The sequence below is a fragment of the Acidovorax sp. HDW3 genome, assembly GCF_011303755.1.
Taxonomy (GTDB): Bacteria; Pseudomonadota; Gammaproteobacteria; order Burkholderiales; family Burkholderiaceae_C; genus Paenacidovorax.
The window spans coordinates 2,442,340-2,466,355 of sequence record NZ_CP049885.1; the positions used below are offsets into that span (position 1 = coordinate 2,442,340).

Genomic DNA, 24,016 nt, shown 5'->3' on the forward strand with positions numbered 1-24,016 from the left:
GCACAGGCCAGCCGGGCAATCCAGAGGGGGCGACGGTCAGCGCTTGTGCTGCTCCAGCCATTGCTCCAGGTAGTGGATGTTGGTGCCGCCATCGACGAACTTGGCGTCCACCATCAGCTCCTGGTGCAACGGCACGTTGGTCTTGATGCCCTCGATCACCGCCTCCGACAGGGCCGTGCGCATCCGCGCCAGCGCCTGCTCGCGCGTGTCGCCGTGCACGATCAGCTTGCCGATCATGGAGTCGTAGTTCGGCGGCACGAAATAGTTGGCGTAGACATGCGAATCAACGCGCACGCCCGGCCCGCCCGGCATGTGCCAGACGTTGACCCGCCCCGGCGAGGGCGTGAATTTGTACGGGTCTTCGGCGTTGATGCGGCATTCAATGGCGTGCCCGCGCAGCACCACCTGGCGCTGGGTGAAGGGCAGCTTCTCGCCGGCGGCAACCATGATCTGCGTCTTGACGATGTCGATGCCGGTGATTTGCTCCGTCACCGGGTGCTCGACCTGCACGCGGGTGTTCATCTCAATGAAGTAGAACTCGCCGTTTTCGTACAGAAATTCGAAGGTGCCCGCGCCCCGGTAGCCGATCTTTTTGCAGGCGGCCACGCAGCGCTCGCCAATGCGCTCGATCAGGCGGCGCGGAATGCCCGGCGCCGGCGCTTCCTCGATGATTTTCTGGTGGCGCCGCTGCATGGAGCAATCGCGTTCGCCCAGATAGACGGCGTTCTTGTGCTTGTCGGCCAATACCTGGATTTCGATGTGGCGCGGGTTCTGCAGGTACTTTTCCATGTACACCGCCGGGTTGCCAAAGGCCACGCCGGCCTCGGCCTTGGTCATCTGCACGGCATTGACCAGCGCTGCCTCGGTGTGCACCACGCGCATACCGCGCCCACCGCCACCGCCAGCGGCCTTGATGATGACGGGGTAGCCAATGGCTTTGGCGATGCGGCGGATCTGCACCGGATCGTCGGGCAGCTCACCGTCCGAGCCCGGCACGCAGGGCACGCCGGCCTTGATCATGGCCTGCTTGGCCGAGACCTTGTCGCCCATCATGCGGATGGATTCGGGCGTCGGGCCAATGAACTGGAAACCGCTTTTTTCCACGCGCTCGGCAAAGTCGGCGTTCTCCGACAGAAAGCCGTAGCCGGGATGGATGGCCTCGGCGTCGGTCACCTCGGCAGCCGAGATGATGGCCGGCATGTTGAGGTAGGACAGCGGCGAAGGCGCGGGGCCGATGCACACCGCCTCTTCAGCGAGTTTGACGTATTTGGCGTCGCGGTCGGCCTCGGAATAGACCATCACCGCCTTGATGCCCAACTCGCGGCAGGCGCGCTGCACCCGCAGCGCGATCTCCCCACGGTTGGCGACCAGAATTTTTTTAAACATAGGCTACCTCGCCGTTCATCATTCGATGATGAACAGGGGCTGACCGTATTCCACCGCCTGGCCGTTGTCCCCGAGGATGCGGGTCACGGTGCCGGACTTGTCGGCCTCGATCTCGTTGAGAATCTTCATGGCCTCGATGATGCAGATGGTGTCGCCTTCCTTGACCTGGCTGCCGACATCAACAAAAGGCTTGGCGCCCGGACTGGCAGCGCGGTAGAACGTGCCCACCATGGGCGACTTGACGACGTGGCCGCTGTGCTCGGCTGCTGCCGGCGCTGGCAGGCCAGGGGCCGCAACGGCTGCAGCCGGGGCCGCAGCAGCAGCGACCGGGGCCGCTACAGGGGCCGCAACAAACTGCTGCACCACTGCCCCTCCGCCCTTGACGATGCGCACCTTGCCTTCGGCTTCGGTGATTTCCAGCTCCGAAACGTTCGATTCGGACACCAGATCGATCAGGGTCTTGAGTTTTCGCAAATCCATAGCAGCTCCAACGGCTCAAACAAAACAGGGCGCGAATGTACTCCAATTTCGCCCTACTTCGTTCTTTACTACGTATTTTTCACCATCGTCAGAATGGCGACAGGTTTACAACCCACTCAGGCCGCCACCCAGCGCTGCAGGTCTTCGGGTTTGACCTGACCGATTTTACGGTGGCGAATATGACCGTCCGCCCCCAGCACCACAGTGAACGGCAAGCCCCCCTGCAAATTACCCAGACTGCGCCCGAGCTGCGCCCCCCCGGGGCCACCCAGGGCAATGGGAAAGTCCAGCGGCTGGCGCTGCAGGAATTTTTGCACCGCCGCCGCCTGATCGAGCGCCAAACCCAGCACCTGCCAGCCCTGGGCCCGGCGCTCGGCGTAAAAGCGATTGAGCAGGGGCAGCTCCTCGATGCAGGGCGGGCACCAGGTGGCCCAGAAGTTGAGCAGCAGCGGCTGGCCACGCAGCCCGGCCATGGCCAGCGGCGCGCCATTGGGCTGCGCAAAAGTCTGCGCCCACAGCAGCTCCTGCGGGCGCTCCCCGCCCTGCCCTGGCGCCCAGCGCCACCAGGCGCCAGCGCCCACTGCTGCCGCAGCCAGGGCAGCGCCGCCGGCGAGCCAGCGCCGGCGCACAGAGAAAGAAGGAGAAGGAGAAGGAGAAGGAGAAGGAGAAGCGGGCATGGTGGTACTCATGGATTGCGATTGTCGGCCAGCAGCTGGCGCAGCGCCGCTGCATCGCCGCGCGGCGCACGCCCCCGGCTGTCCGGGCGCAGCGCGCCGCGCACGTCGTCAAGGTCATAAATGAGCAGATGCACCCCTACCAGCGTACGCAGCTCGGGGCAGGGAGCGCCCAGGGTCAGGGCCTCCACCGGCTCCCCATGAAAGCCCTTGACCGTGCTCGGCTCGTAGTCCACATGGTGGTCGATGAGGGCAATTTCCGCCGACTTGCAGTCATCGCAGAACAATTGCAGGTAAATATCAGACAGCCGCGTTGCCGTGCCGTACCACACCGCCCCCGTCAGATGTGGCCGAAACGCCGCCAGCCGCTCCATCCAGACCAGGGCCAGGCGGCGCAGCGCCAGCAGCTCGCCGGGCTGGGTATCGGCGCAGAACAGGGCGATGTAGGCGCGCACCGCGTCCTCGACCTCGTCGTTGCTGGGCAGGGCACTGCGCGCGGGCAGCCCCAGGTCGCGCACGGCGCGGCGCTTGGCGCCGCCCCAATCGAGGCCCTCCTCCACCACCAGGCGGGCGGCGGCTTGGGCAATTTCAGCAGTATCGTGGTTCATAAGCCCCCCAGCGTGGCAGTCACAGCGGCCATTGTCGCCCGTTTCACAGCGCCCCGGGGAGGGTTGAGTACTATCAAAACAATAGCTGCTCACGCTGATCTGGCTTGCCTTGGAGGCCTGTTGGACTCAGAACGTAGAATCGGCGCCCATGCATATACATATCCTGGGCATTTGCGGCACCTTCATGGGCGGTCTGGCAGCGCTGGCGCGCGAGGCAGGCCACAAGGTCACGGGCTGCGACAGCGGCGTCTATCCCCCCATGAGCGAGCAGCTGCGCGCGCTCGGCATCGAGCTGATCGAGGGCTACGGCGCCGAGCAGCTGGCGCTCAGGCCCGACCTGTTCGTCGTCGGCAACGTCGTCAGCCGCGCGCGCCTGGCCGACGGCAGCGCCAAATTCCCGCTCATGGAAGCCATTTTGGACGCCGGCCTGCCCTACACCAGCGGCCCGCAGTGGCTGGCCGAGCATGTGCTCGCCGGGCGCCACGTGCTGGCCGTGGCCGGCACCCACGGCAAGACGACGACCACCTCGATGCTGGCCTGGATTCTGGACTGCGCCGGCCTGACGCCGGGCTTTTTAGTGGGCGGCGTGCCGCTCGATTTTGGCGTCTCTGCGCGCCTGGGGCAGCAGGCAGACGGGCAAGCGCGGCCGCTGTTCGTGATCGAGGCCGACGAGTACGACACCGCGTTTTTCGACAAGCGCAGCAAGTTCGTGCACTACCGCCCGCGCACCGCCGTGCTCAACAACCTCGAATTCGACCACGCCGACATTTTTGACGACCTGACCGCCATCGAGCGCCAGTTCCACCACCTGCTGCGCACCGTACCGCCCAGCGGCTGCGTCGTTGCCAACGGCCTGGAAGAAAGCCTCACACGCGTGCTGCACCAGGGCTGCTGGAGCGACTGCCGCAGCTTTGGCGCCACCGACAGCGACTGGTCGGCCGATGGCCCGCCCGAGGACTTTGCCGTGCTCCAGCGCGGCCAGCCGGTGGCGCGGGTGCAGTGGGCGCTCTCGGGCCGGCACAACCAGCTCAATGCCCTGGCGGCCATCGCCGCCGCCGCGCACGTGGGCGTGGCGCCCGCAGTGGCCGCGCAGGCACTGGCGCGCTTTCACAACGTCAAGCGCCGCATGGAGCTGCGCGGCAGCGCCGCCGGCGTGGCGGTGTACGACGATTTTGCCCACCACCCGACGGCGATACGCACCACCATCGACGGCCTGCGCCGGCGCCTGCCGCCGGGCCAGCGCATCCTGGCGGTGTTCGAGCCACGCAGCAACACCATGAAGCTCGGCAGCATGAAGGCGCAGCTGCCCTGGGCGCTGGAGCAGGCCGACCTGGCGTTTTGCCACACCGCCGACCTCGACTGGGACGCCAGCGCCGCCCTCGCCCCGTTGGGAGCGAAGGCACACACCGCCGCCGACATCGCCACCCTGGTGGCCCAGGTGCGCGCCGCCGCCCGCCCTGGCGACCAGGTGCTGTGCATGAGCAACGGCGGCTTTGGCGGCGTGCACAGCCTGCTGCTGCAGGCGCTGCAGCCGCAGGACTAGAACGTCACCGCCATCGCCGGCACGTCGATACGCACCAGGGGCCGCGCCAGCACGGCGCTGGCGGCCTGGGCGAAGGTTTGCGCCCACTGCGCATCGGCCCAATGGGCGACGCTGGCGGCCTGGGCCACGACCAGCACCTTGTCGGCCAGCAGCACCTTGCCGCTGGCGCGCAGGGGTTCGCAGTCGAGCTGCGTGAACTGCACATCGAGCCACTGGCGCGCTGCCTCGTTGGCCAAGGGCGCGCTGGCGTCGAGGTCAAACCGCATTTCCTGCTGGGGCGATAAAACCACCCGTACTTCGCTGTGCATGGCGTGCTTTCCTTGCAAAAAGAGGACAGCTTAGCAGCGCTGGCGGCGTGCCTGCACGGCTTCGGACAGCTCCTGCAGCAGCGCCGCCGAGTCGTCCCAGGACAGGCAGGCATCGGTGATGCTTTGGCCATACTCCAGCGCCTGCGGATCGTCCTTGCCGGGGGTGAACTTTTGCGCCCCGGCCACCAGGTGGCTCTCGACCATGACGCCAAAGACGCTGCGCGAGCCGGCGGCGATCTGCGCGCCGATGTCGCGCGCAACATCAACCTGGCGCTGGTGCTGCTTGGCACTGTTGGCGTGGCTGCAGTCCACCATCAAGGTCGGTGGCAGGCCAGCCGCTTGCAGGCTTTCGCAGGCAGTGGCGACGCTGGCGGCGTCGTAGTTGGGCGCCTTGCCGCCGCGCAGGATGACGTGGCAGTCCTGGTTGCCGTTGGTGCGCACGATGGCCACCTGGCCGTTCTTGTGCACCGACAGGAAGTGGTGGCCCCGGCCAGCGGACTGGATGGCGTCGGTGGCGATGCGGATGTTGCCGTCGGTACCGTTCTTGAAGCCGATCGGCGCCGACAGGCCGCTGGCGAGCTCGCGGTGCACCTGGCTTTCGGTGGTGCGCGCGCCAATCGCACCCCAGCTGATGAGGTCACCGATGTACTGAGGGCTGATGACGTCGAGGAACTCGCTCGCCGCCGGCACGCCCAGGCGGTTGATATCGATGAGCAGCTGGCGCGCGATGCGCAGGCCCTCGTCGATGCGGTAGCTCTCGTCGAGGTAGGGGTCGTTGATGAGGCCCTTCCAGCCGACGGTGGTGCGCGGCTTCTCGAAGTACACGCGCATCACCACTTCCAGCGTGCCTTGGTATTTTGCGCGCAGCGCCTGCAGGCGGCGGGCGTAGTCGAGCGCGGCGACCGGGTTGTGGATGGAGCAAGGGCCAATGATGACCAGCAGGCGGTCGTCGCTGCCAGCCATGATGTTGCGGATGTTCTGGCGCGTCTGGCTGATGAGGGTTTCAACCCCCGTGCCACGGATGGGGAAGAAGCGGATCAAATGTTCGGGAGGGGGTAGCACGGTGATGTCCTGGATGCGTTCGTCGTCGGTCTGGCTGGTTTTGTCGACGGCGCGATACCAGGCGTCGCTGGCGGGGGTGGCTTGAGCGGTCATGGGCTAGTCTCTCGAACAGTGGATAACAAAGGGTGAAAAACAAAAAAACCGCCGGGCTGGAACAGCTGCGGCGGTTTTTTTGTGAGTGGGTTTAGGTGCTTGCGCGCGTTCCTCTCATCCGCCTAGGACAGAGAACCAAAAGTAGAAGTAAAAAACGTTACGCAAACACATGGGTTTCAATGTAGCACGTCTTGCCGCAGCGCAACAAAACCACGTTGCGCTCGGGCAACGTAGCTGCCCAACGGCGGCTTCAAAGCCACCGGCGCCACCAGGGCTTGAGCGGTGCAGGCGCTGCGGCCTCGCTGTGCAGTGTGTCGCCCTGCTCGTACATATCGACCAACAGCATGGCCTCGCCCAAGGTGCGCCAGGCGCGCTGCTCGAACTGCTGGAACAAGCGCGCCTCCTGCAGCTCATGCTGCGCCAGCGCCTGCAGCCAGGCATCGAGCGCCTGGCGCAGCGTGTGCAGAGCGCGCTGGTAGGCATCCATCTCGTAGAGCGCGTGCCAGGCGGCGCCCAGGCCCGTGAGGTAGTACTGGTGCGCGCGCATTTGCTGCGCCAGCGCCTGGGCCTGCTGCTGCAGGCCGGGGGCGGGGGCGCGGCTGCGCCGGGCGGCGACCAGGACCTCGATTTGCTGCGACAACTCCCCCAGGTGCTCACGCAGCTCGCGCGAATCCTCGTCGGCCAGCCCCTGGCGCAAAAAATGGCTGATGGCCTGAAACGATTGACCCAGCAGACTGGAGGTGCGCTGGGTGGGCATGATCGCAGCCTTCAGGCGGTGCCGCCGACGGTCAGGCCGTCGATGCGCAGCGTCGGCTGGCCCACGCCCACGGGCACGCTCTGCCCCTCTTTGCCGCAGGTGCCAACGCCGCTGTCGAGCGCCATGTCGTTGCCGATCATGCGCACTTTTTTCAGCGACTCGGGGCCGCTGCCGACGATGGTGGCACCCTTGACGGGGTACAGAATCTTGCCGTTTTCCACCCAGTACGCCTGGCTGGCCGAGAACACGAACTTGCCGCTGGTGATATCGACCTGGCCGCCGCCGAAGTTGGTGGCGTACAGGCCGCGCTTGATGCTGGCAACGATCTCCTGCGGGTCTTTGTCGCCGCCGAGCATGTAGGTGTTGGTCATGCGCGGCATGGGGATGTGGGCATAGCTCTCGCGCCGGCCATTGCCGGTGGCGGCCACGCCCATCAGGCGGGCGTTGAGTGCATCCTGCATATAGCCCTTCAAGATGCCGTCCTCGATGAGCACGTTGCACTGGCTGGCGTGGCCTTCGTCATCAACGTTGAGCGAGCCGCGCCGGTCGGGCAAGGTGCCGTCGTCGAGCACCGTCACGCCCTTGGCCGCCACGCGCTGGCCGATGCGGCCACTGAAGGCGCTTGAACCCTTGCGGTTGAAGTCGCCCTCCAGGCCGTGGCCGATGGCCTCGTGCAGCAGCACGCCGGGCCAGCCCGGGCCCAGCACCACGGTCATCTCGCCGGCGGGCGCGGGCCGTGCCTCCAGGTTGACGAGCGCGGCCTGCACCGCCTCTTGGACGTACTGGTCGATCTGCGCATCGTCGAAATAGCCCAGGCCGCAGCGCCCGCCGCCGCCGGCCGAGCCCACTTCGCGGCGCTGGCCCTGCTGCGCGATCACGGTCAGCGACAGGCGCACCAGCGGCCGCACGTCAGCGGCCAGGGTGCCGTCGGCGCGCGCTACCAGCACCACGTCGTACTCGCTGGCCAGACCAGCCATGACCTGCACGATGCGCCCATCCTTGGCGCGCGCGCGCTGCTCGATTTTTTCCAACAGCTGCACCTTGGCGGTGCTGTCGAGGCTGGCAATCGGGTCCAGGCCGGGGTACAGACTGCGGCTTTTTGCTATTTTTTTAGGAGCTACTCGCGCTTTACCTGCGCCCGTTGCAGCCGAAATGGCCCGCACCGTATGGGCCGCATCAAGGAGCGAGGCGAGAGAGATGTCGTCGGAATAGGCAAAGGCGGTTTTCTCGCCGCTGACGGCGCGCACGCCCACGCCCTGGTCGATGGAGAAGGAGCCTGTCTTGACGATGCCCTCCTCCAGGCTCCAGCCCTCGCTACGGGTGTACTGGAAATACAGGTCGGCATCGTCCACCTGGTGCGCACGGATGGCGGCCAGCGCCTGCCCAAGGTGAGATTCATCCAGGCCAAAGGGCTGCAGCAGCAGGGCACGCGCCGTCGCCAGGCGCTCAAGGGTGGGTTCGCGGGAGATCATCGGGCGATTGTAGAAGTCAAAGCCGGGGCTGTGCTGCGGCCAAACGCCGTGCGCGCTCGATCGACAGCAGCACGCCCAGCGCCATCCCCAACGTCACCATGGCCGTGCCGCCATAGCTGACAAAAGGCAGCGGCACCCCCACCACCGGCAAGATGCCGCTGACCATGCCCATATTGACGAACGCATAGGTGAAAAAAATCATCGCTACAGCGCCGGCCATCAAACGACCAAACAAGGTTGTCGCTCCCATAGCGATTGCCAAAATACGCCAGACCAACAGCAAAAATCCCGTGATAAGCAGCAGGTTGCCGACCAAACCGAATTCTTCTGAAAAGGCTGCAAAAATGAAGTCGGTCGTGCGCTCGGGGATAAATTCCAGGTGCGTTTGCGTACCCGACATAAACCCCTTGCCCCAGATCCCGCCCGAGCCGATGGCGATCATGCCCTGGATGATGTGAAAACCCTTGCCCAGCGGATCACGCGTGGGATTGAGCAAGGTGCAGATGCGCTGCTGTTGGTAGTCGTGCAACACCGGCCAGCGCACACCATCGGCGCACAGCTGCGGCTCGTAGGCCACGATCAAGGCAATGCCAATGGCCCCGAGCAGCACCGGCGGCAGCACCAGCCGCCAGGACAGGCCGGCAAAAAAGATCACCGACAAGCCGGCCGCCAGCACCAGCAGCGAGGTACCCAGATCGGGCTGCTTCATGATGAGCCCCACCGGCAGCACCAGCAGTGCGCCGGCAACGGCAAAGTCGAGCGGGCGCAGCTGACCCTCGCGTTTTTGAAACCACCAGGCCAGCATCAGCGGCATGGCAAGCTTGAAAATCTCGCTCGGCTGGATCACCACGCCGACGTTGAGCCAGCGCGTCGAGCCCTTTTTGGTGATACCGAACAGCGCTACCGCCAGCAGCAGCGCCAGCCCCACCAGATACAGCGGCACCGCCAGGCGCATGATGGTCTGTGGCGGCACCTGCGCCACACCAAACAGCAGCACCAGGGCAATGAGCATGTTGCGCCCATGGTCGGCAAAGCGCGAGCCGTGGTCGTAACCCGAGGAATACATGGCCAACAGGCCCGCGCCAGCCAGCAGCAGGCACAGCAGCAGCAGCAGCAGGTCAAAACCACGAAACAGCGGCGCAATGCGCTGGGCGAGAGAGGGCTGATCGAAAACGGCGGCCATAGCCCGCCATTATCGAACGCGCGTGCACCTGCCGCGGCGCTGCTTCAGGGACTTTGCTGCAGCGCCGTCAGCACCTGGTTGCGCAGCGTACGCAGCAGCCCCAAGCTGGCGGCATCGACCACCAGGGCACCCGCCTGCGCGTGGTCGGCGTAGATCAGACCCAGCGGCTGGCCGTGCAGCTGCAGCGGCAAGAGCAAGAACGTGGGCGCATTCAGGCCCTGGCGATACCAGGCAGGCAAGCGCGCCTGAATGGCGGCCTCGCGCGCATCACGGATCAGGGTGTCGGCGCCGCGCTGGCAGACGGCGGTGAACAAGTCGTCCGGAGCCTTGAGCGGCAGACGCAGCGCCTGCACTGCAGCGTCACTGTCCTCGCCCAGCCCCAGGCGACCAACGATGGTCTGGGCCGACGCATCGCGCAGGCCCAGCACCACGCAGCGCAGGCCCAGGGCGCGGTACATGGCTTCGAGCACCATGCGCAGCACCTCGTGGCGCGGCGCGTGGGCCGCCAGGGCAGCGGCCACATCCTGCACGCCGGCGGCGAGCAGCTGCGCCACCAGCGCCGGCACCGGCGGCTGGCCCGGCTGCGCCTGCAGCACGGCGGGCAGCACGGGCGCCGCCGCAGCGTGCAGCTCGAGTGCCACCAGTGCATCGTCCACACCATCGTGCGCCTGTAGCTCGGGCGGCGCGCGCAGCAACCGTGCCATGCCCGAAGCCGGCGCCACGGGCAGCTGCAGCGCCTGTACCAGGGCAATGAAGTGGCGCCGCCCGCGCTGCAGGCCCTGCGCAATCTCCTGCGCCGGCAGGGCCAGGGGGCGGGTGTACTGGGTGGCAATCCTGAACAGCTGCGCTTCGAGCGCGCCGTCGGGCAATTCGAGCAAGCTGGTCGCCACCTCGTTGGCCGCCCGCGCCACCCAGCGCAGGCGCTCGCCCCCTTGAATGGCTGGGCGCAGCTGGGGCGCGCCCAGCGGCAGATGCATACAGCGCTGCAGCGCCTCGGGCAGATTCCAGGCGCGCGCCACGCCCAGGCCCAGATCATCCAATCCCAGGCCCAGCACCTGCTGCGCCGCCGCCTGCTCGTCCATACCGCCAGCCTGCAAGGCGCTCATGCGCTGTGCCTCGGCCGGAAAATAAAACGCGCACAACAACCGCCCCAGGCTATAAAACATGGCACCGATAAAAGCCTGCTCACCCTCGGTACGCACCGGGCACAGCTCATTGGCGACGGCACCGGCGAGCATGGCGCGCAACATGCCCTCGCGCATCTGTCCGGCCTGGTCGCGGTTGCCCAGGTGTTCAAGCAGCACCAGGCTCAGCGCCATATTGCGCACCGCCGTAAAACCCACCAGGCTGACAGCGCGCGAGACGGTGCTGACCGTGCCCCGGTCGGCGCGCGCGTACTGCGCGCTGTTGACCAGGCGCAGCAGCTTGTTCGTCAGCGCCACGTCCTGGAGGATTTCGTGCGTCAGATCGCTCAGGCTGTCGCGTTCGGAATCGGCCACGCGCTGGATGCGCGCCACCGAGTCCGACAGCGCTGGAAAATCACTCTGCTGGCGCATCCGGCACAGCAGCGCCTCCAGCGTCGCCCGACGCGCACCCGTGGGCAGAGGGCAAGCCTCGGCGGGGGCAGTGTCCGGCACCGATTCATCGGGCATCGGGGGGGAGAGAGGTTCGTGGGGCATGGATCAGCACGGCAATGGCCATGCCCATGATGTTAGAGCCTGTAACGCCGTTGTACAGGGGCGCCAACACCCCCCAGCCCCGCATGGGACAATCGCGCCCATGTACGCACTGTTTGACGACGCTGGCAAATTCCTCGCCGGGCGCATCCTCTCTGAAGCCGAATCGTCGGCACAAATCGAGCTCGACTCGGGCAAACGGGTCAAGGCCAAGGCCGCCAACCTCTTGCTCAAGTTCGACAAGCCCACGCCCGCCGAGCTGCTGGCGCAGGCGCGCACCATCGCCGCCAGCATCGAGCTGCCCCTGGCCTGGGAATTCGCCCCCGAGGACGAGTTTGGCTTTGCCGATCTGGCGCGCGACTATTTTTCCGCCACCTGCCCGGTCACCGAGCAGGCCGCCATGCTGATCGCACTTTTTGAGGCGCCGCATTACTTCCGCCGCGCCGGCAAGGGCCGCTTCAAAAAGGCCAGCGCCGAGGTGCTGCAGCAGGCGCTGGCAGCGATCGAGAAGAAAAAGCAAATCCAGGCGCAGATCGAAGCCTGGGCCGGCGAACTGGCTGCCGGTCAGTGCCCGGCGCCGATTCGCGAGCAGCTCTACAAAATTTTGTTCCGCCCCGACAAGAACGCGCCCGAATACAAGGCCGTGGTCGAGGCCAGCCGCAACACGCACAAGGCGCCGCTGGCGCTTTTGCACGATGCGGGCGCCATCACCTCGGCCTACCAGTTTCACTGGCAGCGCTTTTTGTTCGAGAACTTCCCCAAGGGCACGGGTTTCCCGCAGCTCGCCGCGCCGCAGCCGCCAGCCGACCTGCCGCTGGCGAGCGTGCAGGCGTACTCCATCGACGATTCGCAAACCACCGAGATCGACGACGCGCTCTCCGTCACCGGCCTGGGCACGGGCAGCGTCACGCTGGGCATCCACATCGCCGCCCCGGGCCTGGCGATTGCGCCGGGCAGCGAGCTCGACAAGCTCGGGCGCACGCGCCTGTCCACGGTCTACATGCCGGGCTACAAGGTGACGATGCTGCCGCCCGAGGTGGTGCACATCTACACCCTGGACGAGGGCCGCGCCAACCCCGCCGTCTCGCTCTACGTCACCTACGACGAGGCGACGCTCGCCGTCACCGCCACCGAAACGCGCCTGGAGCGCGTGCCCGTCGAGGTCAACCTGCGCCACGACCAGCTCGACCACATCGTCACCGAAACCTGGCTGCAAGACCCCGGTTTTGAGCATGAAAACACGCCCCAAGCCTTGCTGGGTAAGCGTGAGCAGCTCTCATTTTTATACCGCCTGGCACGCCACCTGAAAGCCGGGCGCGAGGCCGTGCGCGGCAAGCCCGAGACCTTCAACCGCCCGGACTACAACTTCCGCCTGCACGGCAACGGCAAGGACGTGCCCCAGGGCGATGAAACGGTGGAAATCACCACGCGCCAGCGCGGCGCGCCGCTCGATTTGATCGTGGCCGAGGCCGCCATCGTCGCCAACAGCCACTGGGGCCAGATGCTGGCCGAGCACGGCGTGCCCGGCATCTACCGCAGCCAGGCCAGCCTGGCGCCGGGCATCAAGGTACGCATGAGCACGAAGGCGCTGCCGCACGCCGGCATGGGCGTCAAGTGCTACACCTGGGCCACCTCACCGCTGCGCCGCTACGTCGATCTGGTCAACCAGTGGCAGGTCATCGCCTGCGTGCGCCACGGCAAGACCGCCGCGCTGGCCGCGCCCTTCAAGCCCAAGGACGCCGAGCTGTTCTCCATCATCAGCAGCTTTGACACCACCTACAGCGCCTACAACGGCTACCAATCGGGCATGGAGCGCTTCTGGACGCTCCAATACCTGCAGCAAAACCAGCTCACCGAACTGACCGCCACCGTCATCAAGGACGCGCGCAGCGGCGGCGAAATCCTGGTGCGCGCCGAGCACCTGCCGCTGGTGCTGCCGGTGCTGGGGGCGCAGCAGTGCGAGCGCGGCGCGCGTGTGCGCGTGCAGCTCGGCGCCATCGACCTGATTACGCTGGACGTGGCCGGCACCGTGCTCGAACGCCTGGACGACCCCACGACCAGCGCCGACGACGGCCCCCTGAGCGAGGACGACGACGAGGCCGTGACCGGCGCCATCGCCATCGCCCTGGACGTGAACGAGGCCGATACGCCCCCCGCCGACACCCCCGCCGCCTGACCGACCATGCCCGCCTTCCTGCTTCGCTTCTCCACCCTGCAACTGGCGCTGGGCTTTTCCGTGCTGGTGCACGCTGCGCTGCTGACGGTGCGCTTCGTCGATCCCGAGGGCTTCAACCGCGTGTTCGAGGACACGCCACTCGAAGTCATCCTCGTCAACGCCAAATCCACCGAAGCGCCCGACAAGGCGCAGGCGATTGCGCAAACCAACCTCGCCGGCGGCGGCGACGCCGACAAGGGCCGCGCCAGCAGCCCCCTGCCCTACTCAGCACTCACCACCGTGGGCGAAGACTTCGAGGAAACCCAGCGCCAGCTCGACGCCATGCACGAGGAACAAACCCTGCTGCTGGCGCAGCTGCGCGAGCAGGTGGCGCGCCTGCCCAAGCCCGAGCAGCAGCCACAACCGAGCGAGCGCAGCGAGCAGGCGGCGCAGGAAGCCAAGCGGCGCCAGCTGCTCAAGCTCCTGGCCGAGATCGAAAAACGCATCAACGAAGAAAACGCGCGCCCGAAAAAGCGCTACATCAGCCCAGCCACGCGCGAGGAAGCCTACGCCGTCTACTACGACGCGCTGCGCCGCAAGATCGAGGACAAGGGCACCGAAAACTTCCCCGAGCAAGGCGGCAAGAAGCTCTACGGCGAGCTGATCATGATCGTCACCGTCAATCACGACGGCAAGATACTCGGCACCGAGGTCGTCCAAGGCTCGGGCAACCCCCAGCTCGACCGGCGCGCCGAGGCCATCGCCCGCGCCAGCGGCCCGTTTGGGCACTTCAACGCTGAAATGCGCCGCCGCGCCGACCAGATCGCCGTCGTCTCGCGCTTCAAGTTCACCCGCGACCAAACCCTGCAGGCCAGCGCCGGCACCGCCAGCGCCAAGCCCTAAGCCACCAGCGCCATGCCCCTAGACCCGTACTGCGTGATGGGCCACCCCATCGCCCACAGCCGCTCGCCCTGGATTCACCGCCGCTTTGCCGCCCTCACCGGCCAGGCGCTGCAGTACGAGGCGCAGCTCGTGCCGCTGGACGGCTTTGCCAGCGCCGTGCGCGCCTTTGCCGCCAGCGGCGGGCGCGGCTGCAACGTCACCGTGCCCTTCAAGCTCGAAGCGGCGCAACTGGCCGATAGCTGCAGCGCGCGCGTGCAGCTCGCCGGCGCCGCCAACACCCTGAGCTTTCAGGACGGCGCCATCCACGCCGACAACACCGACGGCCTGGGCCTGGTGGCCGACATCGAGCACGGCGCCGGCCTGCCCCTGGCCGGGCGCGATGTGCTGCTCATCGGCGCCGGTGGCGCCGCTGCGGGCGCGCTGGCGCCACTGCTCGAACGCCGGCCCCGGCGCCTGGTCGTGGTCAACCGCACCCTGGCGCGCGCCCAGGCCCTGGTGCAAGCCCACAGCGCCCTCGCCGCGCTACAAAAAGTAGAGCTACTGGCGGTTGATATACAAGCGCTAGAGCAGAATTTTGACCTCATCATCAACGCCAGCGCCAGCAGCCTGGCCGGCGCCGACGTGCCCGTGCCGGCGCAGGTGCTGCGCCCGGGCAGCCTGGCCTACGACATGATGTACGGCACTGCCGCGCAAGGCTTTCTGGCCTGGGCGGCGCAGCACGGCGCCCAGGGGCGCGACGGCCTGGGCATGTTGGTCGAGCAGGCGGCCGAAGCCTTCGCCCTCTGGCGCGGCCTGCGCCCGCCGACGGCGCAGGTGCTCGCCGAGCTGCGCGCCCTGCTATGAAGGCCCTGGGGCGCTGGCTGGCGCTGCTGCTGCTGGCCGCCATCGGGCTGCAGCTGTTCTTCGTCCTGCGTCTGGCGGCCATGGCCTGGATAGACCCGGCATCGACCAGCTTTCAGCGCTCCGAAGCCTTCGCCCTCTGGCGCAGCCAGGGCCGCATCCCCTGGGCACAGCAGTGGCGCCCGTATGGTGAAATTTCCGTGCACCTCAAGCGCGCCGTCGTCGCCGCCGAGGACGATGGCTTCGTCGAGCACGACGGCGTGCAATGGGACGCCATCGAAAAAGCCCGCGCCCGCAACGCCCGCGCCGCCGCCCGCGCCGACGCGCGCCACCCGCCCAAGCTGCGCGGCGGCTCCACCATCAGCCAACAGCTGGCCAAAAACCTGCTGCTCTCGGGCGAGCGCAGCATGGCACGCAAGGGCCAGGAACTGCTGCTGACCCTGGCGCTGGAGCGGCTGCTGAGCAAGCGCCGCATCCTGGAGCTGTACCTCAACAGCGTCGAATGGGGCGAAGGCGTGTTCGGCGCCGAAGCCGCCGCGCGCCACTACTTTGGCAAAAGCGCCAGCACCCTCACCGCCGCTGAAGCCGCCCGCCTGGCCGTGATGCTGCCCGCGCCCAAGCGCTTTGAGAAAACACCGCAGTCGGCCTACCTGACAACGCGTGCCCGCGCCATTCAGGGGCGGATGGCCAGTGCGCAACTGCCTTGATTCACGCAGCAGAAGCGAGAGTGGACGATGTCGCAGACTCGGCGGTTGTCCAGATTCGGCCAGCCAACCCATATTCTTGGATGTCCGCTTCCAGCTGTTGGGCTGGCAATCAGGTGATGCAATTGAGTTGTCAAGTCCCGCCATTTTCTGACCGTGCAGTGGTCAGGCTGCCGACCACTGCCCCATGCTGCTGCGGGCGATGGGTGGTGGCACCCGAGCACAATCATGGCCATCGCCCCAGCGAAAACGGGCACCAGCGGTTTGCGCCATGGATTCCGGATTCAACGACATTTTTTGGCTACAACGCTTGTCCAGCAAGCGTGAATAGCTCTTATTTTTATAGCAATGAGAATTCTCGGTATCGACCCCGGCCTGCAGACCACCGGCTTTGGCGTAGTGGACGCGCACGGCCCGCAGCTGGCCTACGTCGCCAGCGGCACCATTCGCACCACCGGCGCCGGCAGCGGCGTGGCGCTGGGGGATTTGCCGGGGCGGCTGAAAATTTTGTTCGACGGCATCAGCGAGGTGGCAGAGCGCTACCAGCCCGAGGCGGCAGCGGTGGAGATCGTGTTCGTCAACGTCAACCCGCAATCGACCCTGCTGCTGGGCCAGGCGCGCGGCGCCGCGCTCACCGCCCTGGTGCACGCCGGCCTGCCGGTGGCCGAATACACCGCGCTGCAGATGAAAAAAGCCATGGTCGGCCATGGCCGCGCCGCCAAGGCCCAGGTGCAGGAGATGGTGCGCCGCCTGCTGCAGCTGCCCGGCCTGCCCGGCCCGGACGCGGCCGACGCCCTGGGCCTGGCCATTACGCACGCCCACGCGGGCGCCGCCCTGGCGCGCCTGGGTGAGGCCACGCCGCTGCAGCGGCGCCAGCACGCCATGTACAAGGGCGGGCGCAGCTACTGAAGGCGCGCCGGTGCGCGCACACCGTCGGCGAGCCGAAAGCGCCGGATCGACTGTTCCAGCACCACGGCCTGGTCGCGCAGCGACTGCGCGGCGGCCGCCGATTGCTCCACCAGGGCGGCGTTTTGCTGCGTCATCTGGTCGAGCTGCTGCACCGCCGCGCCGACCTGGCCGATGCTCTGTGCCTGCTCGGCCGCCATGGTGCTGATCTCGGTGACCACCCCCGTCACCTGCTGCACGCCGGCGACGATCTCGGCCATGGTGGTGCCCGCTTCACCCACCAGGCGGGCGCCGCCATCGACGCGCTGCACCGAGGTCTGGATCAGGCCCTTGATTTCACGCGCCGCCTCGGCGCTGCGCTGTGCCAGCTGCCGCACCTCGGCGGCGACGACGGCAAACCCCCGCCCCTGCTCGCCAGCGCGCGCGGCCTCGACCGCCGCGTTCAGCGCCAGGATGTTGGTCTGGAAGGCGATGGAGTCGATCACGCCGGTGATGTCGCCGATCCGCCGCGAGCTTTCGGAAATCGTGCCCATGGTCTGCACCACCTGCTGCACCACGGCGCCGCCGCGCTCGGCAACGCCGGCGGCAGCGCCGGAAAAACCGCTGGCAGTGTGCGCAGCCTCGGCGCTTTGCTGCACGCTCGCCGTCAGCTGCGCCATCGATGCCGCCGTCTGCTGCAAATTGCTTGCCGCCTGCTCGGTGCGCAGGCTCAGATCCTGGTTGCCGCCAGCGATCTCGGCGCTGGCGGTGGAGATGTTGCCCGCCGCCTGTTGCACCTGGCCCACCAGCTCGCGCAGCGCCTGCTGCATCCGGCCCATGGCGGCAATCAGCTGGCCGAGTTCATCGCCTGCCTGGGCCACGGCATCCTGCGTCAGGTCGCCAGCGGCAATGCGCTCGGCCAGTGCACGCGCCTGCGCCAGCGAGCGCGTCAGCGCCCGCACGCTCGACAGCGTCAGCGGCAGCAGCACGAGCAGCGCCAGCACCACGGCCGCCGCCATCAGCACCGCCATGAGTGCGGTGCGCTGCTCCAGCGCCGCCTGCGCCGCCTCCATGCGCGTGCGTGCCTCTGCGGCCAGTTGCGCCAATTGCGCATCGACCTCCTGCACCTGGCCCTGGAACTGCTCAGCGTAGGCAGCGGCGACGACGGTGTCGAGCTCGGTGCTGGCGACCCGGGCAAAAATCGGCGACAACCCGGCCTCGTACGCCTGCAGCCCCTCCTGCACCTTGGCCATGGCCGCTGGCCAGGCCGCATCCTTCCCGGGCAGCGCCTGCAGCCGCTGCAGGCGCTGGCGCAGCTGCTGCAGCTGCGTGTTCCAGAGCTCCTGCTGCGTCTGCACCTCGACGGCGTTGCTGCTGTTGATCATCAGCGACTTCTCCGCCAGCCGCAGCTGCCCCAGGCCCAGGCGCACCTCGGCCATGTCGGTCAGCGCCCCCACCTGGTGCGCAAACAAATCGCGCAGCACGCTGCGGGTGTTGTCCAGTGCGCCGTAGCCCAAAGCCCCGACCAACGCCAGCAGCACCAGCGCGAACCCGGTGGCGAAGTACAACCGCATACGCATCGAAATCCGACCCCATATTTCCATCACAGCACCTTCCTTGGCCACCGCCTCGTGAGCGGTATGGGCGCCGACTGTAGGCCCGCCACCGCCTGCCGGTACAGAGGAAAAGCCCGCACGCGCCACCTGGTGTACAAGCACACCATGGACTTCACCCCCGACCCCCGCTACGCCCACCCAAGCACACCGCAGTGCTTTATCTACCTGCGCCTGCCCGTGGAACGGCATGGGCACGATCCACTGCACCAGCGCGAAAACACCATCGACCAAGCACTGCGCACCCAGGGCCTGGGCGAGGTACTGGGCTGGGGCGCATCGCTGGGCGAGGTCAGCGCCAACGGTCGGCGCCTGGCTTGGCTGCGCGTCGATATCAGCGCCAACACCCAGGCCAGCGCCCTGTTGCTGCTGCGCCAGCTGCTGCCCACGCTGCAGGCGCCAACAGGCACCGAGGTTCACTACCAGCAAGACGGCCAGCACCTGCTCGACATCCTCGATGCCACCGGCTGGCTGTTCGCGCAAAGCCCGCAACTGCACGCCCGCAACGGGCCGGCAACAATTTGAGGCTTTAGAACATATTGTCACATTTGCCAGGCACAGTCGGCAGCCAGCCCATCCGGGTCACTGTCTTTCTGTTGCATATGGCCACATCCTCCTTCCCCTCTGCCCCGTCGATTGGTACTTTGGGCCGACGCCTGCTGGCACTTTTTTTTCTGCTGCTCACACTCGGCCTGGCCGGTTCGGGCATGGGGCTGTGGGCGCTCGCGCGCATCGGCCAGGCCACCGACGACATCGTCACGCACCAGCTCGCACAAGAGCGCCTGCTGGCCGACGCCCAGCGCCTGCAGGCGCTCAACACCGAGCGTTACAAGGCCGTGGCGCTCAGCTCCGAACCTGAAGTGGGCGACGCCCTGGGCGCCGACATTGCCGCCACCGAGCAGCAATACGCCGCCCTGCTGGCGCCACTGGCACAGCAGCTGCAAGGCCGTGCCGAGCAAGCCCTGCTGGCGCAGGTGCACGCCAGCGCCCAAACTTTTGACACCGCGCGCCAGGCGCTCTTGCAGGCGCGCAGCTTTGGCCTGACGGCGCGCATCCACGCCGTCTACACGCAAGAATTCCTGCCCGCCGCACAGGCCCAGCAGGCGGCCCTGGCGGCGCTGGGCACGGCGCAGCGCCAGGCGATCGACGCCGATGCGCAGCAGGTGGCGCAGTGGAGCGCCCGCGCACGCCAGGCGCTGCTGCTGTTTGGCACGCTGGCGCTGGTGTTGGGATTGGCGCTGGTGCTGTGGCTGGTGCGCAGCATCACGCGCCCGATTGCCCTGGCGCGCGCCACGGCCGATCGCGTCGCCGCCCTGGATCTGCGCCGCAACATTGCCGGCCACGGGCGCGACGAGACCGGCCACATGCTCACCGCCCTGGCCACCATGCAAGAGGCCCTGCGCCGCCTGGCGCAGCAGGTGCGAGCCAGCGTGCACGGCCTGCACCAGGCCACGGGTGAGATGGCCAGCGGCAACGTCGATCTGGCGCTGCGCACCGACCAGGCCGCCGCCAGCCTGCAGCAAACCGCCGCCGCACTGGCGCAGGTGCAGCAGGCGGTGCAGCAGTCGGCCCACACCGCCGAGCGCACCGAGAGCCAGGCCGTGCACGCCGCCGCCCAGGCGCAGCATGGCCAGCAGGTGGTGGCGCAGGTGGGGCAGAGCATGGCGGCGCTCGAGGGCAGCGCAGCGCGCATCGGCGCCATTACGGGCGTGATCGACGCCCTGGCTTTCCAGACCAATTTGCTCGCGCTCAACGCCGCCATCGAGGCCGCCCACGCCGGCGAGTTCGGGCGCGGCTTTGGCGTCGTCGCCGGCGAGGTGCGCCAGCTCGCCGGTCGTTCCGCCGAGGCGGCGCGTGAGATCAAGGCGCTGATCGAGCAGGCGCAGCAGCAGATCACCCACAGCAGCGCTCTGACGCAGGCAGCCGACGCACGCATGGCGCAGGTGGCCGACGCCATCGCGCACACGGCGCGCGCCATGCACGACATCCGCGCCCACAGCCAAGCGCAGCGCAGCGACATCAGCGCCATCGGCCAGGCGCTCAATCAGCTCGACCATATGACGCAGAAAAACGCCGCCCTGGCCGAACAATCCGTGGGTGCCACGGCGCAGCTGCGCGGCCAGGCGGACGAACTCAGCGCCCTGGTCAGCCGCTTCATCCTGCCCGAGGCAGCGCCCCTGGCGCTATCTATTTGAGAGCTGCTAGCGCTCAAAAACAAAGGGGTTGAAAGGGAAAACCCTTTCAACCCCTTGTCCAGCAAGCGTCAGGCGCTCACATTTTTATGCTTTGTCGGCGTGGATGGGAATGTAGAACTCACCGCCCGCGCGGTTGAATTCCTGCGCCTTCTGCGCCATGCCCTCGGCCAGCGCTGCGCCTTCGGCCACGCCCTTGGCGGCGGCAAAGTCGCGCACCTCCTGCGTGATCTTCATCGAGCAGAACTTGGGGCCGCACATGCTGCAGAAGTGCGCCACCTTGGCCGCGTCCTTGGGCAGCGTCTCGTCGTGGTATTCCTGCGCCGTTTCGGGGTCCAGGCCGAGGTTGAACTGGTCTTGCCAGCGGAAGTCAAAACGCGCCTGGCTGAGCGCATCGTCGCGCGCCCGTGCGCCCGGGTGCCCCTTGGCCACGTCGGCCGCGTGCGCGGCGATCTTGTAGGCAATGATCCCTTGCTTCACATCATCGCGGTCGGGCAGGCCCAGGTGCTCCTTGGGCGTGACGTAGCACAGCATGGCCGTGCCCATCCAGCCGATCATGGCGGCGCCAATGGCGCTGGCGATGTGGTCGTAGCCGGGGGCGATGTCGATGGTCAGCGGGCCCAGGGTGTAGAACGGCGCCTCGTGGCAGGTCTTGAGCTGCTCGGTCATGTTGGCCTGGATCATGTGCATGGGCACGTGGCCGGGGCCTTCGATCATGGTCTGCACGTCGTGCTTCCAGGCGATTTGCGTCAGCTCGCCCAGGGTGTGCAGCTCGGCAAACTGGGCTTCGTCGTTGGCGTCGGAGGCGCAGCCGGGGCGCAGGCCGTCGCCCAGGCTGAAGGCCACGTCGTACGCCTTCATGATGTCGCAGATGTCCTCAAAGTGCGTGTAGAGGAAGCTTTCCTTGTGGTGCGCCATGCACCACTTGGCCATGATGGAGCCGCCGCGCGAGACGATGCCCGTGCGCCGTGCGGCGGTGAGGTGGATGTAGGCCAGGCGCACGCCAGCGTGGATGGTGAAGTAGTCCACGCCCTGCTCGGCCTGCTCGATCAGCGTGTCGCGGAAGATTTCCCAGGTCAAATCTTCGGCAATGCCGCCGACCTTTTCCAGCGCCTGGTAGATGGGCACGGTGCCAATCGGCACGGGCGAGTTGCGCACGATCCAGTCGCGCGTGGTGTGGATGTTCTTGCCGGTGGACAGATCCATGACGTTGTCCGCACCCCAGCGGATGGCCCAGACCAGCTTTTCCACTTCTTCCTCGATGCTGGAGGTGACGGCGGAGTTGCCGATGTTGGCGTTGATTTTGACCAGGAAGTTGCGCCCGATGGCCATGGGCTCGACCTCGGGGTGGTTGATGTTGGCCGGGATGATGGCGCGGCCCCGGGCGACTTCATCGCGCACGAATTCGGGGGTGATGATTTTGGGAATCATGGCACCCAGCGGGTTGCCAGCCAGGCGCTTTTCGCGCGCGGCATCCTGCATGTACTGCGCCATCCACTCGCGCTTGCCGTTCTCGCGCAGGGCCACGTATTCCATCTCGGGGGTGATGATGCCTTGGCGTGCGTAGTGCATCTGCGTCACGTTGCGGCCAGACTTGGCGCGCAGCGGCGCGCGCTGCAGGGCAGCGGCCTCCAGGCGCAGCTGGGCCAGGCGGGCAGCGTCTTCGCTCTTGCTGCCGTCGTCCAGGGCGACAGGCTTGCGGCCCTCGTAGCTTTCGGTGTCGCCACGCTCGGCAATCCAGGCGCCGCGCACGCTGGCCAGGCCCTTTTTCACGTCGATGGTGGCGGCAGGGTCGGTGTAGGGGCCGGAGGTGTCGTACACGCTCACCACCTCGCCATTGGTCAGCTGAATGTCGCGCACCGGCACGCGCAGGTCGGCGCGGCTGCCGGTGATGAAGTTCTTGGTGGAGGCGGGGAAGGACTCGCGCGTGCGGGCGAGCAAGGTGGCGAAGCTGTCGGGGGCGTTCATGGCGGGCATTCCTCAAAACACGGGGGTGGAATGCTCCGCAATTGCCGGGGGTCGCGCCACGCGGCCCTGGTAAAGCCCACGCGCGCACCTGTCCCCGACTGCAGCTCTTCTTACGCTGGTACGACCCAGATCAAGTTCGCGGTTTCGGTGGGTGGGCCCACCATCTCAGCACGCCTGAAACCCGTTCTTCGTGCACCCCGGAGCAGGCGCAGAGTATAGGCACAAGTCCCCTCCCATGCGCCGGGCATGTTGCATCCCCAAAATACAGCGCATTATTTTGATGCCCCTTGAAATTTCAGGAAAAATACAGGATACTCCGCAGGTTCACTGCTTTATTGCCCGCCTTTGCAGTGTCCACACATCAATACGCCATCTCCCCCGTATTGCTCGCAGCCGCAGACACAGACACACCCAGTGCATCGGCTCGCACACCGGCGTGCTTTCCCGGAAATTCGCACATCGCCCCCACCGAATTTCATTCTCCCTCAGCCTATTGCTGCGGGGTTCTTGCTCCTTTCCAGATGGCCGGTGCCCAGCGCGTGCGTCATCTCTATTCATGTTTTCCACATCACACACCGAGCGCGTCGGCGACTATGTCGTCACGCCTCTCGCAAAGTCCACTGAACAGGGCTTTTTCATTGCCTCGGTCTCCATCCGCCGGGGTGTATACGACCGTATTTTTCGTTTTATCCCGCGCTTTTCCTGCGCGGCCCAAGCCGCGCAATATGCCCTGACTGAAGGACGCAGCCTGGTGCTGTCCAATCAGCTGGGCTGATGCGCCACAACCAAGGAGCCTCGTGGCCAAAGAAGAACTCATTGAAATGCAGGGGAAGGTCGATGAAGTCCTGCCCGATTCCCGTTACCGTGTGACGCTTGAAAACGGGCACCAGCTCATCGCCTACACCGGCGGGAAAATGCGCAAACACCGCATCAAAGTGCTCGCTGGCGACCGCGTCACCCTGGAGATGTCGCCCTACGACCTGAACAAAGGCCGCCTGACATTCCGGCACATTGAACAACGCGCTGGTGGCGCCCCCCGGCCTGCCCAGCCGCGCCGGCGTTAACCGCCCTTTTTACCCCCTTGCCTGCCAGCTTCTTGCTTGCAGGCTTTTCTTACTGAAAGTACACCCATGAACAACAAACTGTATGTCGGCAATCTGGCCTACTCTGTCAACAATGAAACCTTGATCGGACTCTTTTCCGAATTCGGCACAGTCACCAGCGCCAAGGTCATGATGGACCGCGATACGGGTCGCTCCAAAGGCTTTGGTTTTGTCGAAATGGACAACGAAGCACAGGCCAAGGCCGCCATTGATGGCACGAATGGTAAGTCTGTGGACGGCCGCAGCTTGACCGTCAACATTGCCCGCCCGATGGAGCCGCGCCAGAACTTTGGCGGCGGTGATCGGGGCGGCTACCGCAACCAGCGTTATTGACCCCAGCCCGAAGGGGAGCGACTATTGATCCGGCTCGGTGAGGTCTCAAATCCCGTTCGGGCTGAGCTGGGCCTGTCC

23 protein-coding genes and 1 riboswitch are annotated in these 24,016 nt (G+C 66.7%); of the genes, 11 read left to right on the forward strand and 12 right to left on the reverse strand.

Translation table 11 applies throughout. The features are described 5' to 3' along the window. Nucleotides 1–36 precede the first annotated feature (36 nt). The 4 genes from accC to G7045_RS11230 all read right to left on the reverse strand — a co-directional run bounded on the left by accC (nt 37) and on the right by G7045_RS11230 (nt 3,148). On the reverse strand, nt 37–1,386 hold the full coding sequence (accC, locus tag G7045_RS11215) for an acetyl-CoA carboxylase biotin carboxylase subunit (protein ID WP_166159713.1): 1,350 nt from the start codon (nt 1,384–1,386) through the stop codon (nt 37–39). An 18-nt stretch (nt 1,387–1,404) separates the two neighbouring features. Further along, nucleotides 1,405–1,866, reverse strand: a complete 462-nt coding sequence (gene accB, locus G7045_RS11220) for an acetyl-CoA carboxylase biotin carboxyl carrier protein (protein ID WP_166159714.1) — start codon at nt 1,864–1,866, stop codon at nt 1,405–1,407. A gap of 116 nt (nt 1,867–1,982) precedes the next feature. Further along, entirely contained in the window at nt 1,983–2,555 is a 573-nt protein-coding gene (locus G7045_RS11225) for a TlpA disulfide reductase family protein (RefSeq protein ID WP_166159715.1), read from the reverse strand. Then, nucleotides 2,552–3,148: a hypothetical protein gene (locus tag G7045_RS11230; RefSeq protein ID WP_166159716.1), complete on the reverse strand. Its 597-nt coding sequence runs from the start codon at nt 3,146–3,148 to the stop codon at nt 2,552–2,554. The genes G7045_RS11225 and G7045_RS11230 overlap by 4 nt, the downstream gene beginning before the upstream one ends. Nucleotides 3,149–3,296: 148 nt before the next feature. Here G7045_RS11230 and mpl point away from each other — a divergent pair, with 148 nt between their 5' ends. Beyond that, nucleotides 3,297–4,691, forward strand: a complete 1,395-nt coding sequence (gene mpl, locus G7045_RS11235) for a UDP-N-acetylmuramate:L-alanyl-gamma-D-glutamyl-meso-diaminopimelate ligase (protein WP_166159717.1) — start codon at nt 3,297–3,299, stop codon at nt 4,689–4,691. On the opposite strand, the gene G7045_RS11240 is transcribed toward mpl, so the two are convergent. From G7045_RS11240 to G7045_RS11265, 6 genes are all read right to left on the reverse strand, one after another. Beyond that, on the reverse strand, nt 4,688–4,999 hold the full coding sequence (locus G7045_RS11240) for a hypothetical protein (protein WP_166159718.1): 312 nt from the start codon (nt 4,997–4,999) through the stop codon (nt 4,688–4,690). The genes mpl and G7045_RS11240 overlap by 4 nt on opposite strands. Nucleotides 5,000–5,029: 30 nt before the next feature. After that, the gene (locus tag G7045_RS11245; protein ID WP_166159719.1) at nt 5,030–6,154 is read right to left on the reverse strand and encodes a 3-deoxy-7-phosphoheptulonate synthase; all 1,125 of its coding nucleotides are present in this window, start codon (nt 6,152–6,154) and stop codon (nt 5,030–5,032) included. Between the two features lie 250 nt (nt 6,155–6,404). Then, on the reverse strand, nt 6,405–6,911 hold the full coding sequence (locus G7045_RS11250) for a hypothetical protein (RefSeq protein ID WP_166159720.1): 507 nt from the start codon (nt 6,909–6,911) through the stop codon (nt 6,405–6,407). An 11-nt stretch (nt 6,912–6,922) separates the two neighbouring features. After that, complete coding sequence (gene tldD, locus G7045_RS11255) at nt 6,923–8,383, reverse strand: metalloprotease TldD (protein ID WP_166159721.1); 1,461 nt, start codon at nt 8,381–8,383, stop codon at nt 6,923–6,925. A gap of 16 nt (nt 8,384–8,399) precedes the next feature. Then, the gene (gene rodA / locus G7045_RS11260; protein WP_166159722.1) at nt 8,400–9,566 is read right to left on the reverse strand and encodes a rod shape-determining protein RodA; all 1,167 of its coding nucleotides are present in this window, start codon (nt 9,564–9,566) and stop codon (nt 8,400–8,402) included. Nucleotides 9,567–9,610: 44 nt separating this feature from the next. Beyond that, nucleotides 9,611–11,245 (reverse strand): HDOD domain-containing protein, encoded by a 1,635-nt coding sequence (locus G7045_RS11265; RefSeq protein ID WP_166159723.1) that lies wholly within the window; start codon nt 11,243–11,245, stop codon nt 9,611–9,613. 100 nt (nt 11,246–11,345) lie between these two features. On the opposite strand from G7045_RS11265, the gene G7045_RS11270 reads away from it, so the two are divergent. The 5 genes from G7045_RS11270 to ruvC all read left to right on the forward strand — a co-directional run bounded on the left by G7045_RS11270 (nt 11,346) and on the right by ruvC (nt 16,753). Beyond that, nucleotides 11,346–13,418: a ribonuclease catalytic domain-containing protein gene (locus tag G7045_RS11270; protein WP_166159724.1), complete on the forward strand. Its 2,073-nt coding sequence runs from the start codon at nt 11,346–11,348 to the stop codon at nt 13,416–13,418. A 6-nt stretch (nt 13,419–13,424) separates the two neighbouring features. Further along, complete coding sequence (locus tag G7045_RS11275; protein ID WP_166159725.1) at nt 13,425–14,300, forward strand: energy transducer TonB; 876 nt, start codon at nt 13,425–13,427, stop codon at nt 14,298–14,300. A 12-nt stretch (nt 14,301–14,312) separates the two neighbouring features. Next, nucleotides 14,313–15,143, forward strand: coding sequence for a shikimate dehydrogenase (gene aroE / locus G7045_RS11280; protein WP_166159726.1), 831 nt, complete (start codon nt 14,313–14,315; stop codon nt 15,141–15,143). Then, nucleotides 15,140–15,847: a monofunctional biosynthetic peptidoglycan transglycosylase gene (gene mtgA, locus G7045_RS11285; protein WP_166159727.1), complete on the forward strand. Its 708-nt coding sequence runs from the start codon at nt 15,140–15,142 to the stop codon at nt 15,845–15,847. Before aroE ends, mtgA begins: the two co-directional genes overlap by 4 nt. A gap of 345 nt (nt 15,848–16,192) precedes the next feature. Further along, on the forward strand, nt 16,193–16,753 hold the full coding sequence (gene ruvC / locus G7045_RS11290; protein WP_166159728.1) for a crossover junction endodeoxyribonuclease RuvC: 561 nt from the start codon (nt 16,193–16,195) through the stop codon (nt 16,751–16,753). Here ruvC and G7045_RS11295 read toward each other — a convergent pair. Continuing rightward, entirely contained in the window at nt 16,747–18,333 is a 1,587-nt protein-coding gene (locus tag G7045_RS11295) for a methyl-accepting chemotaxis protein (RefSeq protein WP_166159729.1), read from the reverse strand. The genes ruvC and G7045_RS11295 overlap by 7 nt on opposite strands. A gap of 117 nt (nt 18,334–18,450) precedes the next feature. Between G7045_RS11295 and G7045_RS11300 the strand changes: the two genes are divergently transcribed. Both G7045_RS11300 and G7045_RS11305 read left to right on the forward strand, forming a co-directional pair. Continuing rightward, nucleotides 18,451–18,867, forward strand: a complete 417-nt coding sequence (locus tag G7045_RS11300; RefSeq protein ID WP_166159730.1) for a hypothetical protein — start codon at nt 18,451–18,453, stop codon at nt 18,865–18,867. A gap of 77 nt (nt 18,868–18,944) precedes the next feature. After that, nucleotides 18,945–20,537 (forward strand): methyl-accepting chemotaxis protein, encoded by a 1,593-nt coding sequence (locus G7045_RS11305; protein ID WP_166159731.1) that lies wholly within the window; start codon nt 18,945–18,947, stop codon nt 20,535–20,537. An 84-nt stretch (nt 20,538–20,621) separates the two neighbouring features. On the opposite strand, the gene thiC is transcribed toward G7045_RS11305, so the two are convergent. Continuing rightward, nucleotides 20,622–22,502 (reverse strand): phosphomethylpyrimidine synthase ThiC, encoded by a 1,881-nt coding sequence (thiC, locus tag G7045_RS11310; protein WP_166159732.1) that lies wholly within the window; start codon nt 22,500–22,502, stop codon nt 20,622–20,624. Nucleotides 22,503–22,592: 90 nt separating this feature from the next. After that, nucleotides 22,593–22,712: riboswitch (TPP riboswitch) on the reverse strand. A gap of 346 nt (nt 22,713–23,058) precedes the next feature. Here thiC and G7045_RS11315 point away from each other — a divergent pair. From G7045_RS11315 to G7045_RS11325, 3 genes are all read left to right on the forward strand, one after another. Continuing rightward, complete coding sequence (locus tag G7045_RS11315; RefSeq protein ID WP_166159733.1) at nt 23,059–23,277, forward strand: hypothetical protein; 219 nt, start codon at nt 23,059–23,061, stop codon at nt 23,275–23,277. A gap of 22 nt (nt 23,278–23,299) precedes the next feature. Next, nucleotides 23,300–23,566 carry a translation initiation factor IF-1 gene (infA, locus tag G7045_RS11320; RefSeq protein WP_166159734.1) on the forward strand — a complete coding sequence of 89 codons (267 nt, stop codon included), beginning with the start codon at nt 23,300–23,302 and terminating at the stop codon, nt 23,564–23,566. Nucleotides 23,567–23,632: 66 nt separating this feature from the next. Continuing rightward, entirely contained in the window at nt 23,633–23,938 is a 306-nt protein-coding gene (locus G7045_RS11325) for an RNA-binding protein (RefSeq protein WP_166159735.1), read from the forward strand. The last annotated feature ends 78 nt before the right edge of the window (nt 23,939–24,016 follow it).

Excerpts from the sequence above, each read along its gene's own strand:
- mpl (WP_166159717.1), top strand. The coding sequence starts at position 3,297 with ATGCATATACATATCCTGGGCATTTGCGGCACCTTCATGGGCGGTCTG.
- accB (WP_166159714.1), bottom strand. The coding sequence starts at position 1,866 with ATGGATTTGCGAAAACTCAAGACCCTGATCGATCTGGTGTCCGAATCG.
- ruvC (WP_166159728.1), top strand. The coding sequence starts at position 16,193 with ATGAGAATTCTCGGTATCGACCCCGGCCTGCAGACCACCGGCTTTGGC.
- G7045_RS11315 (WP_166159733.1), top strand. The coding sequence starts at position 23,059 with ATGTTTTCCACATCACACACCGAGCGCGTCGGCGACTATGTCGTCACG.
- tldD (WP_166159721.1), bottom strand. The coding sequence starts at position 8,383 with ATGATCTCCCGCGAACCCACCCTTGAGCGCCTGGCGACGGCGCGTGCC.
- G7045_RS11275 (WP_166159725.1), top strand. The coding sequence starts at position 13,425 with ATGCCCGCCTTCCTGCTTCGCTTCTCCACCCTGCAACTGGCGCTGGGC.
- G7045_RS11300 (WP_166159730.1), top strand. The coding sequence starts at position 18,451 with ATGGACTTCACCCCCGACCCCCGCTACGCCCACCCAAGCACACCGCAG.
- rodA (WP_166159722.1), bottom strand. The coding sequence starts at position 9,566 with ATGGCCGCCGTTTTCGATCAGCCCTCTCTCGCCCAGCGCATTGCGCCG.
- accC (WP_166159713.1), bottom strand. The coding sequence starts at position 1,386 with ATGTTTAAAAAAATTCTGGTCGCCAACCGTGGGGAGATCGCGCTGCGG.
- G7045_RS11305 (WP_166159731.1), top strand. The coding sequence starts at position 18,945 with ATGGCCACATCCTCCTTCCCCTCTGCCCCGTCGATTGGTACTTTGGGC.
- G7045_RS11245 (WP_166159719.1), bottom strand. The coding sequence starts at position 6,154 with ATGACCGCTCAAGCCACCCCCGCCAGCGACGCCTGGTATCGCGCCGTC.
- G7045_RS11270 (WP_166159724.1), top strand. The coding sequence starts at position 11,346 with ATGTACGCACTGTTTGACGACGCTGGCAAATTCCTCGCCGGGCGCATC.
- thiC (WP_166159732.1), bottom strand. The coding sequence starts at position 22,502 with ATGAACGCCCCCGACAGCTTCGCCACCTTGCTCGCCCGCACGCGCGAG.
- aroE (WP_166159726.1), top strand. The coding sequence starts at position 14,313 with ATGCCCCTAGACCCGTACTGCGTGATGGGCCACCCCATCGCCCACAGC.
- G7045_RS11325 (WP_166159735.1), top strand. The coding sequence starts at position 23,633 with ATGAACAACAAACTGTATGTCGGCAATCTGGCCTACTCTGTCAACAAT.
- G7045_RS11240 (WP_166159718.1), bottom strand. The coding sequence starts at position 4,999 with ATGCACAGCGAAGTACGGGTGGTTTTATCGCCCCAGCAGGAAATGCGG.
- G7045_RS11250 (WP_166159720.1), bottom strand. The coding sequence starts at position 6,911 with ATGCCCACCCAGCGCACCTCCAGTCTGCTGGGTCAATCGTTTCAGGCC.
- G7045_RS11265 (WP_166159723.1), bottom strand. The coding sequence starts at position 11,245 with ATGCCCCACGAACCTCTCTCCCCCCCGATGCCCGATGAATCGGTGCCG.
- G7045_RS11295 (WP_166159729.1), bottom strand. The coding sequence starts at position 18,333 with ATGGAAATATGGGGTCGGATTTCGATGCGTATGCGGTTGTACTTCGCC.
- G7045_RS11225 (WP_166159715.1), bottom strand. The coding sequence starts at position 2,555 with ATGAGTACCACCATGCCCGCTTCTCCTTCTCCTTCTCCTTCTCCTTCT.
- G7045_RS11230 (WP_166159716.1), bottom strand. The coding sequence starts at position 3,148 with ATGAACCACGATACTGCTGAAATTGCCCAAGCCGCCGCCCGCCTGGTG.
- mtgA (WP_166159727.1), top strand. The coding sequence starts at position 15,140 with ATGAAGGCCCTGGGGCGCTGGCTGGCGCTGCTGCTGCTGGCCGCCATC.